Annotated in this window: 13 protein-coding genes and 1 CRISPR repeat array (1 of these 14 only partly in view); of the genes, 8 read left to right on the top strand and 5 right to left on the bottom strand. The window is 43.4% G+C overall.

Annotated features, from left to right (window positions below; translation table 11 throughout):
• Window positions 1–181: direct repeats of the CRISPR family, unit length 28 nt; unit sequence TTTCTAAGCTGCCTGTGCGGCAGTGAAC (it extends 1,108 nt beyond the left edge of the window).
• Between the two features lie 147 nt (window positions 182–328).
• On the bottom strand, window positions 329–1,651 hold the full coding sequence (gene srmB / locus ACPEEM_RS09170; RefSeq protein ID WP_424406751.1) for an ATP-dependent RNA helicase SrmB: 1,323 nt from the start codon (window positions 1,649–1,651) through the stop codon (window positions 329–331).
• A 112-nt stretch (window positions 1,652–1,763) separates the two neighbouring features.
• Between srmB and ACPEEM_RS09175 the strand changes: the two genes are divergently transcribed.
• Entirely contained in the window at window positions 1,764–2,477 is a 714-nt protein-coding gene (locus ACPEEM_RS09175) for a tRNA1(Val) (adenine(37)-N6)-methyltransferase (RefSeq protein WP_424408253.1), read from the top strand.
• Window positions 2,478–2,674: 197 nt separating this feature from the next.
• Here the strand turns inward: ACPEEM_RS09175 and pnuC are convergent, their stop codons facing one another.
• The gene (pnuC, locus tag ACPEEM_RS09180; protein WP_424401844.1) at window positions 2,675–3,364 is read right to left on the bottom strand and encodes a nicotinamide riboside transporter PnuC; all 690 of its coding nucleotides are present in this window, start codon (window positions 3,362–3,364) and stop codon (window positions 2,675–2,677) included.
• A 245-nt stretch (window positions 3,365–3,609) separates the two neighbouring features.
• Here pnuC and rapA point away from each other — a divergent pair, with 245 nt between their 5' ends.
• The 7 genes from rapA (at window position 3,610) to ACPEEM_RS09215 (ending at window position 11,594) form a co-directional block, all read left to right on the top strand.
• Window positions 3,610–6,513, top strand: a complete 2,904-nt coding sequence (gene rapA, locus ACPEEM_RS09185; protein ID WP_424406753.1) for an RNA polymerase-associated protein RapA — start codon at window positions 3,610–3,612, stop codon at window positions 6,511–6,513.
• Window positions 6,514–6,609: 96 nt separating this feature from the next.
• On the top strand, window positions 6,610–7,269 hold the full coding sequence (rluA, locus tag ACPEEM_RS09190; RefSeq protein ID WP_424401846.1) for a bifunctional tRNA pseudouridine(32) synthase/23S rRNA pseudouridine(746) synthase RluA: 660 nt from the start codon (window positions 6,610–6,612) through the stop codon (window positions 7,267–7,269).
• 63 nt (window positions 7,270–7,332) lie between these two features.
• A complete protein-coding gene (yihI, locus tag ACPEEM_RS09195; RefSeq protein ID WP_424401847.1) occupies window positions 7,333–7,902 on the top strand; it encodes a Der GTPase-activating protein YihI in 570 nt (189 codons plus the stop codon).
• Between the two features lie 5 nt (window positions 7,903–7,907).
• A complete protein-coding gene (locus ACPEEM_RS09200) occupies window positions 7,908–8,336 on the top strand; it encodes a DUF2489 domain-containing protein (protein ID WP_424404099.1) in 429 nt (142 codons plus the stop codon).
• 21 nt (window positions 8,337–8,357) lie between these two features.
• Entirely contained in the window at window positions 8,358–9,725 is a 1,368-nt protein-coding gene (gene hemN, locus ACPEEM_RS09205; protein WP_424406755.1) for an oxygen-independent coproporphyrinogen III oxidase, read from the top strand.
• A gap of 41 nt (window positions 9,726–9,766) precedes the next feature.
• On the top strand, window positions 9,767–10,435 hold the full coding sequence (locus ACPEEM_RS09210; protein ID WP_424404974.1) for an NAD(P)H-dependent oxidoreductase: 669 nt from the start codon (window positions 9,767–9,769) through the stop codon (window positions 10,433–10,435).
• Between the two features lie 40 nt (window positions 10,436–10,475).
• A complete protein-coding gene (locus ACPEEM_RS09215; protein WP_424406757.1) occupies window positions 10,476–11,594 on the top strand; it encodes an anhydro-N-acetylmuramic acid kinase in 1,119 nt (372 codons plus the stop codon).
• Window positions 11,595–11,714: 120 nt separating this feature from the next.
• Here the strand turns inward: ACPEEM_RS09215 and ACPEEM_RS09220 are convergent, their stop codons facing one another.
• The 3 genes from ACPEEM_RS09220 to fruB are packed head-to-tail and all read right to left on the bottom strand — an operon-like array spanning window position 11,715 to window position 15,867.
• The gene (locus ACPEEM_RS09220) at window positions 11,715–13,379 is read right to left on the bottom strand and encodes a fructose-specific PTS transporter subunit EIIC (protein WP_424406759.1); all 1,665 of its coding nucleotides are present in this window, start codon (window positions 13,377–13,379) and stop codon (window positions 11,715–11,717) included.
• A gap of 3 nt (window positions 13,380–13,382) precedes the next feature.
• Window positions 13,383–14,324, bottom strand: coding sequence for a 1-phosphofructokinase (gene fruK, locus ACPEEM_RS09225; protein WP_424406761.1), 942 nt, complete (start codon window positions 14,322–14,324; stop codon window positions 13,383–13,385).
• Between the two features lies 1 nt (window position 14,325).
• Complete coding sequence (gene fruB, locus ACPEEM_RS09230) at window positions 14,326–15,867, bottom strand: fused PTS fructose transporter subunit IIA/HPr protein (protein ID WP_424401853.1); 1,542 nt, start codon at window positions 15,865–15,867, stop codon at window positions 14,326–14,328.
• Between the last annotated feature and the right edge of the window lie 99 nt (window positions 15,868–15,966).

The following is a 15,966-nucleotide window of genomic DNA, read 5'->3' on the forward strand; positions in this document are numbered from 1 at the left end:
CAAAAATTTGCTTTTTTAATGATGAAAACAAGGTTTCTAAGCTGCCTGTGCGGCAGTGAACTCCTAGATATTGCGGAATCAAGTGGGCGAATTTTTCTAAGCTGCCTGTGCGGCAGTGAACAGTAGTTCAGGTCGGTGGGACGTATGTCGCCATTTCTAAGCTGCCTGTGCGGCAGTGAACTAGAGTAGTTTAATCAAGATATAAGATGGCATCAAGCTTTAAGCGTGATTTTCTTAAAAAAACCCTTTTTTCGGGCATAAAAATAACCCTTTGATCTTATTAGAAAAATATTCTTGTCAGAAAAAAGGGTTAGAAATTAGGTTTGGCTTATTCAGCAGAAGTCAGTGATGAACTTGGTTTACGGCGTTTGCCGATATTTTTGGTCTCTTTGTGGCGAAGTTTACTTTTTTTCTTCTGCTCTTGTTTTTCTGCTTTTTTGACTTTAATGCGGGCTTTTTGTTTTTTGCTCACCGTTTTTATTTCACCGTCTTTTGGTGCTTTTGTGCGAGGTTCCAAACCTGCCAGTGTGCGTGCTTTTAATAATTCTTGGGTGTAGCGTTTGATTTTACCCAGCAATTTGTAATCATGGGCTTCAACGAAAGATACTGCCACGCCTTTTTTGCCTGCACGAGCAGTCCGTCCGATGCGGTGTAAATAGGTGTCGGCACTGTATGGTAAGTCGAAATTCATGACATGGCTGACATCTTCAATATCAATTCCTCGTGCGGCGACATCTGTGGCGACTAAAACAGTAACCACGCCATTTTTGAGTTTGTCAATGGCGTTATTCCGTTGTGTTTGTGCCATTTCCCCTTCTAAATAGGTGGAGCGAATGCCTCGCTTACGTAAGGTTTCGGAAAGTTCCCGCACATCTTCACGACGGCGTACAAAAACGATGCCTCGGGTGACCTTTTCTTCGTCAATAAAACGTGCCAATAATTTGATTTTGTGTTCTTGGCTGTCGGCATGGTAATACCATTGCTGGATTTTTTTGCGTTCACGGCGGCTAGGTTCGGCATCAATTTGTACAGGATCGGTTAATAAGCGGCTGGCAAAATCCACTAGAAGATCGCCTTCTAATGTGGCTGAAAATAATAAGGTTTGTTTACGCCAACGGGTTTCTGCGGCAATTTTTTCGGCATCTTGTCCGAAACCCATTTGTAGCATGCGATCTGCTTCGTCAAAAATCAGGATTTCCACCGCTCGGCAATCAAAATTTTCTTCTTTGATATATTGTAATAAACGCCCTGGGGTTGCCACGACAATATCTTGGTTACTATTGAAAATTTCACCGTGATTTTGATATGCCACTCCCCCAGTGATGGTTGCGATGCTGAGTTTGGTAAACTCAGCTAAGGATTCAGCTTGTTCTGCCACTTGCATGGCTAATTCTCGGGTTGGGGTGAGAATTAAAATGCGTGGTGCTCCGGGTTTGCGACGTGGGTAATCCAATAAATGCTGAATGGCAGGCAGTAAAAAGGCGGCAGTTTTCCCTGTGCCTGTGGGTGCTGATCCTAACACATCTCGCTGTTCCATTGCGGCAGGAATGGTGTCTTGCTGAATGGCGGTTGGGCGGGTGTAGCCTTTTTTCGTTAAGGCTTTGAGTAAGGCAGGATGGAGATCAAAATCTTCAAAAGTTGCTAATGTCATGAGTATGGGTTTCTATCATTGTAAAATTGTGGCAGATTATACCGCACTTTGTCCTTGTTGCGAAATGAAGACGGTATTTTGTGAAAAAGTGCGGTCATTTTTAAGGGAGTTTATGTCAGCAAAACAAAAAGGGTTTACCTTTAAACAATTTCATGTTGATCATCATCGTTGTGCGATGAAAGTTGGTACAGATGGGATTTTATTGGGGGCTTGGGCAGATGTGAGTCAAGCCAAGCGTATTCTTGATTTAGGCACTGGCACAGGTTTGGTGGCACTGATGTTGGCACAACGTAGCCATGAAGAAGCACAAGTGCATGCTGTGGAATTAGATCGAGATGCCTTTTTGCAGGCTCAAGACAATATTCACGCCTCACCATGGACAAAGAAACTGCGGTTATATCAACAGGATATGGCAAGCTTCTGTTCAAGTTCTGTGGATAAGTTTGATTTGATCGTGGCAAATCCGCCTTATTTTCCACAAGGAGTAAATTGTGCCACGCCACAACGGGCACTGGCACGTTATACGGCTTGCTATGGTCATGCAGATTGGTTAGCGTTTGCCGCTCGTTGTGTTTCCCCACAAGGAAAAATCAGCTTTGTTTTGCCTTTTGAGGCAGGGGAAATGTTGTTAAAACAGACCGCACTTTATTGTGTTGAGCGTTGTGAGGTGGTGACGAAAAAAGGCAAAGCTCCACAGCGTATCTTGCTGAGTTTTGCTTTGCACGCCCAGCCGTTACAGCAAAGTCAGCTAATAATTTATGAGACAAATCATCAATATCACGCCGATTTTATTGCTCTGACTCGTGAATTTTATTTGAAGTTTTAACGAAAGGTTAAAAAAGTGCGGTGAGTTTTCGCAACGTTTTGAAGGGGCTATAAATAAATTCGCCCCTCTTTCAAAAAGAGGGGCATGTGAGATTCACGACAAGGATATGATGGCGAATCCTGTCATGCTACAACAACACATTATCAGTATAAAATTAATGCTGTTTTATCTCCATAAAGGCGATAGTTCATTGAGCATTATGCGTTTCTTACAAGTTTACGCCAGTTGTAATAACCGTAAAGTGAGTTTAATAAATACGCAGAATACATCATCACCATAGAAAGTGAGCTTTCAGCAGCTTGTAACCACAATACGATAGAAATCACATTCAGGGCAATCCATAAAAGCCAATGTTGACGATAGCGTAGCACCATTAATAATTGTGCCACCACCACGATAACCGTTGTTAAACCATCTAATCCAGTGGAACTTCCCCCTGCGGCATTTAAGGCTTCAACAAATAATAATGTTCCCCCAATAATAGCCGAGAAGGTGATCACCCAACCTTTTAAAGTGAGCGATTTACTGATGACAGCTTCAGTATTTTCGGTTTCTTTTTGTAGCTTATTCTTCCATAAGAAATAACCAACAAACTGAGCGGGAATATATACATAAAGCACGGTGTTCATTTCACCTAAATAGTTTGCACCCCACGCCACATAAAAATAGGTGTAAGCAAAGATCAAACCAAATAAATAGTTACTGATTTTACCTTTACTAACAAAAACCACGCACAAAACGCCCGAAATGCCTGAAATCATCGCTAAAATAGACTCAGGATTTTGCACATATACAATAACTTGTGCTGCCAAGAAAATCGCTAACCACACGACTTCGAACAGCTTCCAGCCACCAAAAAACTCATTTTTAATACTTTCTAGATTCATTGTTGTTACCTCGTTAAAGAAAAAAAGATAGGTGAATTTTTACACTACGATTTTATAATGTCAATAATAAGCTACATTTTATTCTTTAAAATAGGATTATTTTATTATTTTTGTAATATATGGACTAAATTTTTCTTTAATATGGATGTTATCCATCAGAATGGATATTTCGTTTTATTTTTCGGTCTAAGATCGCTAAAATAGCCGGCTATTTTTAGCAAACAATTTAGAGAAAGTATTACATTATGGCATTTGCAGTGGGTCAACGTTGGATTAGTGAAAGCGAAAATAATCTTGGTTTAGGTTTAATTGTCGGTGTGGATATCCGCACGGTCACCATTCTTTTTCCTGCCTCAGAAGAACAGCGTATTTATGCGTTGGATTCTGCACCTTTAACCCGTGTGTTATTTCAAATTGGCGATGACATTACTCATCATGAAGGCTGGAAAGGCAAGGTATTAGATGTCCTTGAAAATAAAGGCGTGGCGTTTTATTTGGTGAAACGTCATGATAATGATGAGGAAGTGACCATGAAAGAAATGGATATCGCCCATCAAATGACCTTTAGCAAACCCCAAGATCGTTTATTTACCGCACAAATTGATCGTAATGAGCATTTTGCTATTCGGTATAAAGCCCTCTGCCACCAACAAGCCCAGTTCCAATCACCTTTACGGGGGCTACGTGGTATTCGTGCAGGCTTAATTCCTCACCAATTACATATTGCCAAAGAAGTGGGACAACGTACCGCCCCTCGTGTGCTACTTGCTGATGAAGTGGGGCTAGGCAAAACCATTGAAGCAGGCATGATTTTGCAACAACAATTGTTTGCGGAAAAAGTGGAGCGTGTTCTGATCATTGTGCCTGAAAGCTTACAGCATCAATGGCTAGTGGAAATGCTACGTCGTTTTAACTTGCATTTTTCCTTATTTGATGAAGAACGTTGTGCCGATTTTGAAGATCCGACGTCCGCATTGTGGATCAATCCGTTCACCACAGAATCTCAAATTATTTGTGCCTTAGATTGGTTATGTGCAAAACCTAAACGGGTGGAGCAGCTACTTGAAGCTGGCTTTGATATGCTGATTGTAGATGAAGCACATCATCTCGCTTGGTCTGAAAATAATCCAAGTTTGGAATATCAATTCGTTGAGCAACTGGCTCGCCAAATTCCTGCGGTGTTGTTACTGACAGCCACCCCAGAACAGCTAGGGCAAGAAAGCCATTTTGCCCGTTTAAGCTTGCTAGATCCTGATCGTTTCTATGATTACCACGCCTTTGTGCAAGAGCAACAGCAATACCAGCCTGTTGCCGAGGCGGTGCAAAGTTTATTGGCGAATAAGCCATTAAGTGCGGTAGAAAAAAATCATATTTCAGAGTTGTTATCCGAGCAAGATGTTGAGCCTATGCTGAAAGTCATTGATTCTGAGGCAGATGACGAACAAAAAGCCTTGGCTCGCCAAGAGTTAATGAATAACCTGATTGATCGCCATGGCACAAGCCGTGTGTTATTCCGTAATACTCGACAAGGCGTGAAGGGCTTCCCACACCGCACTTACAACCAACTGACCCTTGAATTGCCAAAACAATACAGTAATGCGGCAAACGTCTTAAATATGTTAGGTGAAAAGGGCGAAAAGGATTCCTTTTACCCTGAACAGATGTTCCAAAAACTCAATCCTGAGGCACGTTGGTGGGAATTTGATCCTCGTGTGGAATGGTTAATCACCTTCTTAAAAAATCACCGTGAAGAAAAAATCTTGGTCATTTGCCGACAAGCCAATACAGCCATTCAGCTTGAGCAAGCCTTGCGTGAAAAAGAAGCGATTCGTGCGGCGGTTTTCCACGAAAAACTCAGTATTGTCGAACGGGATCGTGCTGCGGCTTATTTTGCTCAACAAGAAGAAGGGGCACAAGTGCTACTCAGCTCAAGCATCGGTTCAGAAGGTCGCAACTTCCAATTTGCCAGCCATTTAGTGCTATTTAACTTGCCAGACAACCCCGATTTACTCGAACAATGTATCGGACGCTTAGATCGTATTGGTCAACGTCGTGATATTCAAATTCATGTGCCTTGCTTTGCGGATACCGCTCAAGTGGTGCTGGCTCGTTGGTACCACGAAGGCTTAAATGCCTTTGAAGAAACCTGTCCAATGGGAATGAGCTTGTTTGAAGCCCAGCAAGCCCAGCTCAACGAATTTTTACAAAAACCGACCGCACTTGAGGGCTTTGATGAATTTGTGGCTCAAACCCGTAAACAACAAATCGCCCTCAAACAGACCTTAGAAAAAGGACGTGATCGCCTCTTAGAACACCATTCTCACGGTGGTGAACAAGCCCAACAGCTTGCTGCCGACATTGCCCAACAAGATGGCAGCACGGAGTTGGTCAATTTCACCTTAAACTTGTTTGATATTATTGGCGTGGATCAAGAAGATTTAGGCGAAAAATCCATTGTGATCACCCCGTCTAGCAATATGCTCGTGCCCGATTTCCCAGGTTTAAAAGAAGAAGGATCAACGGTCACCTTTGATCGCCAACTTTCTCTCGCCCGAGAAGATGTGGAATTTATCAGCTGGGATCACCCTCTTATTCGTCATGGTATTGATCTCATTACCTCTGGCGACATCGGCAAAAGTGCGGTCAGTTTATTAATTAATAAAGCCTTACCTGCGGGCACCTTATTATTAGAAATGATCTATGTGATCGAAGCACAAGCCCCAAAAGGCTTACAGCTCACACGCTTTTTACCGCCAACCCCAATTCGCTTATTACTGGATCCAAAAGGCAATAACTTGGCGGATCAAGTCTCGTTCACCAACTTACAAAAACAATTAAAGCCTATTGGTAAAAATATGGCGAACAAAGTGGTGAAAATGGTACGTCCAAACGTTGAACAACTGATCAAACTCAGTGAACAAAAAATAGTTGCACCTGCACAGCAAATTATTCACAATGCACAACAGCTTGCGGATCAAACCCTCAGTGCGGAATTAAGCCGCCTCACCGCATTACAAGCCGTGAATAAAAACATTCGCCAAGATGAAATTGAAGCGTTGGAAAACATTCGAAATCAATCCCTTGCTCAACTACAACAAGCCACATGGCGTTTAGATAGTTTACGAGTGATTGTCAGTAACAAAGAATAGTCCGTCACCAAGCATAAAACAATTTCAAAAAGCACCGCACTTTTAACCTCAAACGGCACAAGTGAAAGGCTTGTGCCAATAACATGAGCAAAAAACATGGCATTAATCAGTTATAACCCACCCACCGAACCTTATCTCGACATCGTCCATTATGACGATCATTTTGTGGTGATTAACAAACCCAGTGGCTTACTTTCCGTCCCAGGCAATCAACCGCAATATTACGACAGTGCCATGTCGAGAGTGAAAGAAAAATACGGTTTCTGTGAACCGGCACACCGCCTAGATATGTCCACCAGCGGCTTAATTTTGTTTGCCTTAAGCAAAGCGGCTGATCGTGAACTTAAACGCCAATTTCGGGAACGTGAGCCGAAAAAATCCTATCAAGCCTTAGTGTGGGGGCATCTCAAAGAAGACAAAGGCGAAGTTAACTTGCCTCTGATTTGTGATTGGGAAAATCGCCCTCGCCAAAAAATTTGCTTTGAACGGGGAAAAAGTGCGGTCACCTTATACGAAGTGTTAGCCCGTTATCCCAACAACACCACAAGGGTCAAACTCACCCCCATCACTGGGCGTTCTCACCAATTGCGATTGCATATGCTCGCCCTTGGGCACCCCATTTTAGGCGATAAATTCTACGCCCACCCACAAGCCAAAGCCCTCTCGCCCCGCTTGTGCTTGCACGCAGAACGGTTAGAATTTACCCACCCCATCACACAAGAACAGTTAGTTTTTACGGCAAAAGCAGGGTTTTAGTTAGGTAAGACCTATTAAAGAATGCTACAATTCGCCATCAACGATTAATCAAGAGAAAAGACTATGGCTCGTCAGAAAAAAACACGCCGCATTACCGATATCATGCCTGCACGTAAAGCAGATAAAAAAGTGGAATTGCCCAAAGGTAAACCAGGCAAAAAATTAACCCGTTATGAACTAGATGCAAAAGCACGTGAAGAGAAAAAGAAAAAGAAACGTAAAGGTTTAACTTCAGGTTCTCGCCACAGTGCCACTGAACATAATCCACAAAATCAAGCTGCTGCGAAGAAAGATCCTCGTATTGGCAGTCGTAAAAAAGTGCCTTTAATTGTGGAATTTGTGAATAAACCCGAAAAAGGCATGACCATTCCACCAATGAAAATGGAAGAAAGACTGCCAAAACAAGATCCAATGCTGGAGTTGGAATTACTCGAAAATAACGAGTGTTTAAATCAATTGTTAGACGATCTTGATGCAGGCAAAACCTTAAGTAGCCAAGATCAGCAATTTGTCGATGAATGTCTTGAACGGATTGCACAATTAATGGACGAACTCGGCATTTCGGACGAAGACGATTCTGAAGAAGATTTATACCGCACTTTTGAAAAAATCGACATTAACCAATTTAAATAAGCATGATGTGGACCACCTTTTTATTGATAATTGCCATTGCGATTATTGTGGCGATGGCAAGTTATGCGGGCTATTTGCTCGTTGCCTTACACAAACAGAAAAAAGCCATTCACCACCTTCGCACGGCTCGTAGCCAACGTTTAACCGAAAGTATTGTGATCATTGCAAAAGCTATGCAAACAGGGGATTGTAATCATTCCGAAGGGGTGATTCGGTTAAAAATGTTGCTTGATCCTTTGGGTAAAAAACTGAAAGATTATCAAGCCATGCATCAACTTTATGAAGTGGTGATGGATATGCCCACTCATGAAAAACGTCGTGAGTTAAAGAAAAATGAACGTATGCGTTTAGACTTACAACGGGAAAGTGCCGAGGCAAAATTAGAACAACAAATTCACTTAGAATTACAGCAATTATTAATTGATATGAAATAAAGCATTCATCGGGGGGAAATCATGTCCGAGATTATTTGGGACTTGGCGATCATTCAAAAATATAACCAGTCAGGGCCACGTTATACGTCCTATCCTACTGCGTTAGAATTTCATGAACATTATACCAACCAAGATTTTATTCAGGCGGCAAAACGTTATCCGAACCGCCCACTTTCTCTTTATGTGCATATCCCCTTTTGTCATAAACTCTGTTATTTCTGTGCCTGTAATAAAACCATTACACGTCATCAACATAAAGCGGATATTTATCTCGACTTTTTAGAACGAGAAATAGAAAGCCGAGCCCCGTTGTTTAAAGATCGTCTTACCACGCAAGTACATTGGGGAGGCGGCACCCCGACTTATCTCACCGAACCGCAATCTGCACGTTTAATGGCGATGCTTCGCAAACATTTCACCATTGCCCCCGATGCTGAAATCAGTATTGAGATGGATCCACGTGAGATTGAACTTGATATGCTCGATCATTTGCGGAGCATTGGTTTTAATCGCATGAGTATGGGTGTGCAAGATTTTAATAAGGATGTCCAAAAAGCCATTAACCGTGTGCAAGATGAAGACTTTATTGAAGCCTTGCTCACACGTGCACGTAAATTGGGTTTTCAATCCACCAACCTTGATTTAATTTACGGTCTGCCATTACAAAATGTGGAAAGCTTTATGTTCACATTACAAAAAGTGATTGCCCTGAATCCCGATCGTTTAAGTGTGTTCAATTACGCCCATTTGCCAAGCCGTTTTGCAGGGCAAGCCAAAATTAAAAACGATCAATTGCCGCCGCCAGAAACCAAGTTAACGATTTTGCAGAAGATGATCGAAACCTTAGACAAAGCAGGTTATCGCTTCATTGGTATGGATCATTTTGCCAAGCCCGATAATGAGTTAGCCATTGCCCAACAAAACGGCGTGTTACACCGCAATTTCCAAGGTTATACCACTCAAGAAGAATGCGATCTCTTAGGATTGGGCGTGTCGGCAATCAGCTTGTTAGGCGATACTTACGCACAAAACCAGAAAGAATTGAAACAGTATTACATGGCTGTGGATAACACAGGCATTGCCCTACATAAAGGGTTGACCATGAGCCAAGAAGATTGCTTACGCCGTGATGTCATCAAACAATTAATCTGCAACTTTAAATTGGATTATCAACCCATTGAGCAACAATATGGGATTGAATTTACCTCGCATTTTGCAGAAGATTTAAAACTGCTTGAGCCGTTATCCAAAGACGGGCTGTTAGACATTGGTGAAACCGCCATTCATGTCTCGGCGAAAGGACGTTTGCTGATTCGGAATATTTGTCTCTGTTTTGATACCTATTCCCGAGAGCAAGCCAAACGCCAGCAGTTCTCTCGCATTATCTAAACAAAACGTTTTGAAAAACCACCGCACTTGGGGAGAAAACTATGTCTATTTCAAAAACAGATATTCTTGATGCTTTCCACTTTCGTCATGCTTGCAAAGCATACGATCCCAACAAAAAAATCAGTGAAGCGGATTTCCGTTTTATCCTAGAAACAGGCCGCCTTTCCCCCAGCTCATTTGGCTTTGAACCTTGGAAATTCTTAGTAATTGAAAAGCCCGAGATTCGAGCCTTGATCCGAGATATGGCTTGGGGTGCAAAAGACAAAGTAATGGATTGCAGCCATTTTGTGGTGGTGTTAGTACGCCAACCCCACACCTTGCTAGCGGAAGGCGACTATGTGCAACATATCATGCGAGATATTCACCATATCCCCGAGGATATCCGCAAAATCCGTCAAAATTTCTACCGCACTTTTACGCAAGAAGATTTTGCCCTAACAGATAACCCAAAAGCCTTTTATGATTGGGCATGCCGACAAAGCTACATTGCCATGGCAAATATGCTGACCAGTGCCGCCATGATTGGCATTGATTCCACCCCTATTGAAGGCTTTCCTTTAGAAAAAATGGATCACGCCTTGGTTGAACAAGGGCTTTATGATCCAAATACTTATAAATTGAGTGTGATGATCGCCTTTGGCTACCGTTTAAACCAACCCAACAGCAAAACACGCCAAGCCTTTGACGATGTGGTGGCGTGGGTGAGATAACATCAAAAAACGGGGGTAACCTCGCCCAAGGAGGCAACAAATGTACTATATCGGGGTCATGTCTGGCACCAGTTTAGATGGGGTGGATATCGCCTTAATGGAGTTTTCCTGTGAGCAACCACAACTTATTCATGCAGATTTTTACCCCATGCCCGCCACATTGCGGCAAGCACTTTCAGTGTTATGTCATTCAGGCGAAACAAGCCTGCAAACCTTAGGCGAGTTAGATCATCGTTTAGGCTTGCTTTATAGTCATTGTATTCAGCAATTTTTGCAAAAATATCAACTTTCCCCCGAACAGATCAGCGCCATTGGTTGCCACGGGCAAACCGTTTGGCATTCTCCAAATAGCCAATATCCATTTACTCTGCAAATTGGCGATGCCAACCTGATTGCCGCCCAAACGGGCATCACCACGGTCGCCGATTTTCGTCGTAAAGACATGGCATTTGGCGGACAAGGGGCTCCATTAGTGCCTGCATTTCACCAAGCCTTATTTTTTAAGCCACACCAAGCCACGGTGGTACTCAATATCGGTGGTATCAGCAATATTTCTTGTTTACTGCCCAATCACGCCGTGATGGGGTATGACACAGGGCCTGGTAATACATTGTTAGATGCGTGGATCGAAAAACATCAAGGCAAAACCTATGATAAAGATGCCGCATGGGCGAAATCAGGTACAGTGAATAACCATTTACTGGCAGACTTATTAGATGATCCCTATTTTTCCCTTCCCCCACCAAAAAGCACAGGGCGAGAATACTTTAATCTGGCTTGGTTAAATAAAAAATTAGAAAAACATACCGCACTTTTACCGCAAGACGTGCAAGCCACCCTCGTGGAACTCACCGCACAAAGTATTGCAGATCAGCTTAACCGCATTGAAACGGCGTTAGCACGCCATTTATTGGTATGTGGTGGAGGGGTAAAAAATACGCTATTGATGACACGTCTCACCCATTTACTGCCGCAATGGCAAGTCCAGCCTACGAATGAGCATGGCTTAGATGCCGATTATGTGGAAGCCGCCGCTTTTGCGTGGCTCGCCCACCAACGTCTCAACAACCTGCCAGCCAATTTACCTAGTGTCACAGGGGCAAAAAGTGCGGTCAGTTTGGGGGCAATTTATCCGAAGGAAAAGCACATCATGAAATAGTGCGAAATGGGTATGACGCTGAAATCCTCACGATATTTAGCGGTAAATAACCAAACCATTACATATAAAAAAGGCTACCCTTAGGTAGCCTTTTCGTTGGGATAAATCGCCTTGTGTAGATTACTCGACTAATTTCGGTTTTAGTACCGCATAGACAATCCCGGTAATGATGGAACCGATGGCAATGGCGGCTAAATACATTAAAGGTTGTGATACAAATGGAATAACGAATAATCCGCCATGTGGGGCTTTCAGTTCAATGCTGAAATATAATGACATTGCCCCAGCAAAAGCACCACCTAGCATACTGGATACAATCACACGAATAGGATCTGCCGCCACAAAAGGTAACGCCCCTTCTGAAATAAAGCATAAGCCTAAAACAAAAGAGGCTTTGCCTGCATCACGTTGATTGGTGGTAAATTTGCGACGTGCTAATAAGGTGGCAATCGCCATGCCGATTGGTGGCACCATGCCTGCAGCCATGACGGCTGCCATTGGGGTATACACTTGAGAAGCAATTAAACCTGTGGCAAAGGTATAAGCGGCTTTATTGACAGGGCCTCCCATATCCGTACACATCATGGCACCCACGACCGCCCCTAAAATTAATGCATTGGTTTGCCCTAAACTATTTAACCAAGCCACTAAGCTATTCATAGCACTTGCCACAGGCGGATTTAACACATAAACCATGGCTAAACCGACAATCGCCGAACCGAATAATGGCAATAATAAAATTGGTTTTAACGAGGATAAACTCGCAGGCAGTTTAATAGCATGATTGAGGAATTTGACCACATAACCCGCGAGGAAACCTGCGATGATCCCACCTAAGATCCCCGCACCTGCGGTGGTGGCGAGCATTCCACCAATAAACCCGGGAGCAAGACCAGGACGGTCTGCAATCGAGAAGGCAACATAACCTGCAAATACGGCGATCATTAAATGGAAAGCCGCACCGCCCCCAATATCCATCAGGGCTTTTGGTAAGCCGCCCGCAATGCTTTCGTCTTTGAAGGCTTCAATACCAAACATAAAGGAAATAGCAATGAGCAAGCCCCCTGCCACCACAAAAGGCAACATGTGTGAAACGCCCGTCATTAAATGGCGATACACCCCTTTTTTCTCTGCCTTGGCGTCTTCCACTTTTGCAACATTTTGCTGCTGACCCGTATAAATGCTGGCTTGTTGGAAGGCTTTTTCAAACTCTTGAGCGGTTTTTTTCAAGGCTAACCCCGTTGAGGTGCGATACATGGGTTTACCCACAAATTTGCTTAAATCCACATCAATATCTGCGGCAACAAAAACCAAATCGGCGGCAGCCACTTCTTCAGGGGTGATCACATTATTTGATCCGACCTGACCTCGAGTTTCCACTTTAACAGTCCAGCCCTGTTTTTGTGCGTAAGCGGTGATGGCTTCCGCTGACATAAAGGTGTGTGCCACCCCTGTCGGGCAAGCAGTAATCGCCACAATATTTTTGACTGTGCTGGCGGGAGCACTGTTCGCGTCCTCAAGCTGATAAGGACGTGCCTCTTTGATGGCTTGTGCTAACAGTGTTTCAGGGGAAGATAAAGCTTGTTCAGGTTGAAGATAACAAACCGATTTTCCTACAAGTTTTGGGTTGTTAAGTGTTTTTTCGCCGAAAATAATGGCAAGTTCTGCCTCGTCAATGCTGACTAATTGATGCCCTTGTGCTTGTAGCACGTTGGCATAACGTTGGCATAATAAGAACCCTTTTGCGTGGCCAAGTTCTTCTGTTTGAGTGAGGAATATCTTCATAAATTATCCTTGCAATAATGTCATTTTAACTTGTTCGAGAATTGGGGTAATTAAACGCTGATCTGAGATCCCCACATTCGTTTGTGAAACCGCCAATGCTGAGATGGCACTGGCAAAAGCGAGCGTGTCTTGCTGAGAAAGCTGGTTGGTTAAGCCATAAATTAAGCCTGCTACCATAGAATCACCCGCACCGACGGTGCTCACCACGTTTTCACATTTAGGTGGCTTGGCTTGCACAATTTGCGTGTCGCTCAACCAAATTGACCCTTCTGCTCCCATAGAAATCACCACATTCGCAATGCCTTGTGCTTGTAATTTTTTGGCGGCAGCAATAATTGCCTCAAGATCGGTTAAGGCATGCCCAACCCAAGCTTCCAGTTCACGGTGATTCGGTTTAACAAGCCAAGGGTTAGCCGTTAAGCCTGCGGTTAATGCGGCATGGCTTGTGTCTAACACCACTTTTACACCTTGTTGAGAAAGCTGTTTTAACCAATCCGCAAATTGTTCAGGGCTAACACCACGAGGCAAACTGCCACACACCGCCACAATGTCAAAATGTTGGCTATCTCGCAGTGAGTGCTCAACAAATTGTTGCCAATCCGCAGGTTGGATTTCATAACCTTGAAAGTTAAAATCGGTAACATCAGCTTCTGTTTCGGTAATTTTAACGTTAATGCGTGTCGCCCCCGCCACCGATTGGAAATAGTCTGGCAACTGGCGTTTAGCAAACATCTGCTTAAATTCACTTTGGTTATCTTGCCCTAAAAATCCCCCCACACTCACATCGGCATTGAGATCTTTCAGTACGTTTGCCACATTAATGCCTTTTCCTGCAGGATAAAGCCCCAAAGATTCCACCTGATTGACTTCACCAATATCAATACGCTTCACACGCCCGACAAGGTCATAAGCCGTATTTAAGGTTATCGTGAGAATTTTTGCCATGTTATTCCCCTAACCCTGCTGCAATCACCGCACCAATGCCATCGATCGCTTGTTGTGCTTGTTCACCTGTTGCCACAAAACGTAGGCGATGACCTTTCGTTACGCCTAATGCCACCACTTTCATCAAACTTTTCGCACTGATTAATTGGCTTTGGCGATCGAGATTTTGTACGGCAACAGAAGCATTATATTTTTTCACTTCATTGACTAAAACGGCGGCAGGACGGGCGTGTAAACCATGTTCATTTTGAATCACAAACACCGCTTCAACACTATTTTCTGCGATACCTGATGTGATTTTCATGGTGTGATTGTTTGAATCCGTACTTACCTCAATGCAATCTTCCTCTTCAGGCGGTTGTGCAGGAATGGATTCCCCTAATCCTTGTGCAATGGCGTTGCCAATACTTTTGATTGCGTCAAGGGCATCTTCCCCTTCTGCCACAAAGCGTAAGCGATGACCTTGTGTCACCCCTAAGGTTACCAATTTCATCAAACTTTTCGCATTCACGCTGTCGGTTTGGCGAGTGAGGTTTGACACAGTGATGTTGGCATTAAATTTTTTCGCTTCGTTCACCAACACCGCACTTGGGCGAGCATGCAAACCATGTTCATTACGCAAGGTAAAGGTGCCAATCACCGCCCCTTTTGCCATGTGATGTTCCGAAACGGGTTGATTTTCGACCGCACTTTGTGTTTCCTCTGTTTGTGCGGATGTCGCCACTTTGCCATTTAATGCACACAAAATTTGGTTTACATCACCTTGTTGTAAAGCCTGTTGCACCTGTGGCTCTAATAAACGGCTTAAAGTTGGGTTAATGTGATCATCAATGGCGGCAATCGTAAGCACACCTTGGATTTTTTTGCTGTTGTGATAAAACGCGGTTTTGGCTCGACTAAAGGCGATGGCATTTTTTTGGTTACCAAGCGGAGAATCGGTCAGCCAAATGCCTTCGACTAACGGAAGTGCAGGCTGGGCAAGCACATCGGCAACAAACTGCGTATTGACCGCCTGTTGTTGTTCCAATTTGCCCGCATTGATGGCGGTTAAGGTTAATAAACTGTCTGTTTCGACCTCAAGGCTGATCGTTTCTGCCTGTACCTCGAGTGCCTCTGATTGCCCCACTAATAAGGCTCTAAATTGAGCGACATCTTGCAGGCTTGCGAGTTTTTCTGCAGTAGCCTCATCGCTAAGAATATGCGTTAATTGGCGTAACAAGGCTAAATGTTCATCTGAACGTGCCGCAATCCCAATCACAATATAAGCTGTATTGCCTTCTCCCCATGTAATCCCTTGTGGGAATTGGAAAATTTGTACCCCCGTTTTTTTCACAAGGTGGCGAGTATCTAACGTACCATGTGGAATGGCTATGCCGTTGCCTAAATATGTTGAGGTTTGTTGTTCTCGTTCAAGCATACCTTGCAAATAACCTGAATCTACATAACCTGCTTGCTCTAACGCCTTGGCAGCAAGCTCAATCGCTTGCATTTTATCGCTGGCATTGGCTGATAAATGAATGTCATTTTCAGATAAATTAAACATTCTTACTCCTTCATATTAAAAATAAAAGCTGTTGATATTTAAGCTAAAAACTTAGCTAAAACCTTTCAGTTTTAAGCAAAATAAAAAACCGTCGGCGTA

Origin of the sequence: Pasteurella pantherarum, from assembly GCF_049670885.1 — a bacterium.
Lineage (GTDB): Bacteria > Pseudomonadota > Gammaproteobacteria > Enterobacterales > Pasteurellaceae > Pasteurella.

What these genes read in the sequence shown, in the direction of transcription:
- fruB (WP_424401853.1), bottom strand. Translation starts at nt 15,867, where the DNA reads ATGTTTAATTTATCTGAAAATGACATTCATTTATCAGCCAATGCCAGC.
- ACPEEM_RS09200 (WP_424404099.1), top strand. Translation starts at nt 7,908, where the DNA reads ATGTGGACCACCTTTTTATTGATAATTGCCATTGCGATTATTGTGGCG.
- ACPEEM_RS09215 (WP_424406757.1), top strand. Translation starts at nt 10,476, where the DNA reads ATGTACTATATCGGGGTCATGTCTGGCACCAGTTTAGATGGGGTGGAT.
- yihI (WP_424401847.1), top strand. Translation starts at nt 7,333, where the DNA reads ATGGCTCGTCAGAAAAAAACACGCCGCATTACCGATATCATGCCTGCA.
- srmB (WP_424406751.1), bottom strand. Translation starts at nt 1,651, where the DNA reads ATGACATTAGCAACTTTTGAAGATTTTGATCTCCATCCTGCCTTACTC.
- hemN (WP_424406755.1), top strand. Translation starts at nt 8,358, where the DNA reads ATGTCCGAGATTATTTGGGACTTGGCGATCATTCAAAAATATAACCAG.
- fruK (WP_424406761.1), bottom strand. Translation starts at nt 14,324, where the DNA reads ATGGCAAAAATTCTCACGATAACCTTAAATACGGCTTATGACCTTGTC.
- rluA (WP_424401846.1), top strand. Translation starts at nt 6,610, where the DNA reads ATGGCATTAATCAGTTATAACCCACCCACCGAACCTTATCTCGACATC.
- ACPEEM_RS09220 (WP_424406759.1), bottom strand. Translation starts at nt 13,379, where the DNA reads ATGAAGATATTCCTCACTCAAACAGAAGAACTTGGCCACGCAAAAGGG.
- rapA (WP_424406753.1), top strand. Translation starts at nt 3,610, where the DNA reads ATGGCATTTGCAGTGGGTCAACGTTGGATTAGTGAAAGCGAAAATAAT.
- pnuC (WP_424401844.1), bottom strand. Translation starts at nt 3,364, where the DNA reads ATGAATCTAGAAAGTATTAAAAATGAGTTTTTTGGTGGCTGGAAGCTG.
- ACPEEM_RS09175 (WP_424408253.1), top strand. Translation starts at nt 1,764, where the DNA reads ATGTCAGCAAAACAAAAAGGGTTTACCTTTAAACAATTTCATGTTGAT.
- ACPEEM_RS09210 (WP_424404974.1), top strand. Translation starts at nt 9,767, where the DNA reads ATGTCTATTTCAAAAACAGATATTCTTGATGCTTTCCACTTTCGTCAT.